Genomic DNA, 795 nt, shown 5'->3' on the forward strand with positions numbered 1-795 from the left:
CACCCGGACAGGTGAATCCCGCCCCGCCCCACTCCCCGCTCCTCACACTTGCGACAAATCCGACTCCCCCGTAGAAGATCCCCAACAGAAGTTACTGCCCGGTATGACCGGGCCTCTCTGGAGCACGGGGGCGACAGATGACCACGAACAGGACCCGGCCCGCAGGACGGCACGACGCCCGCAGGCCCGAAGCCGTACCCGCCCAACGCCACCGCACCCCGAGGCGCCTGCGCCCCCACCACTGGTTCGCGGAGCGCCTGCTCGCGGTCCTGAGCGGCCAGCGCCCGGTCCACTGGATGCTCGGCCACACGATCGGCGAGGCCTACGACCAACTCGCCGAACTGGCCCCGGCCACCCCCCTCAGGACCCGCGGCACCCGCCCGGTCATCCGCATGTGCCGTGGCGCCCAGCCGGCCCCGGGCGTGGTCGAGGCCTGCGCAAGCATCGCCGCAGGCGAGGAAGTCCGCGCCATGGCCTTCCGCCTTGAACAGGGCCCCGACCTCCGCTGGCGCTGCGCGGCGGTGGAACTGGGCAACACCCCGATGCGAACCCGATGACGACGCGAACACCTCCGGGACGGAGCCCGCCGGTCGCGGGGCTGCCAGGGGCGGCTCGCAACGCTCTGGACGCCCTGTGGGGGCCCAGGGGGCCCGTAGGACGCCTCACAGCGCGTGTGGGCACCCGGAGCCCCTCCGGGCCGCCTCGGGGCTGTCCCAGGGGTCTCCGGGGCCCTAGGACAGCCCCGAGACCCCTCAGGACGCCCCCGCAGCCGCACCTTCCAGCCCGGCCCCACCC

Annotated in this window: 1 protein-coding gene; it reads left to right on the plus strand. The window is 74.0% G+C overall.

Features of this window, described 5'->3' with window-relative positions:
* Positions 1-137: 137 nt before the first annotated feature.
* A complete protein-coding gene (locus EAO73_RS34755) occupies positions 138-557 on the plus strand; it encodes an Rv3235 family protein (protein ID WP_147975526.1) in 420 nt (139 codons plus the stop codon).
* Positions 558-795: the final 238 nt, after the last annotated feature.

This window comes from Streptomyces sp. col6 (genome assembly GCF_008042035.1).
In the GTDB taxonomy this organism is placed as follows: domain Bacteria; phylum Actinomycetota; class Actinomycetes; order Streptomycetales; family Streptomycetaceae; genus Streptomyces.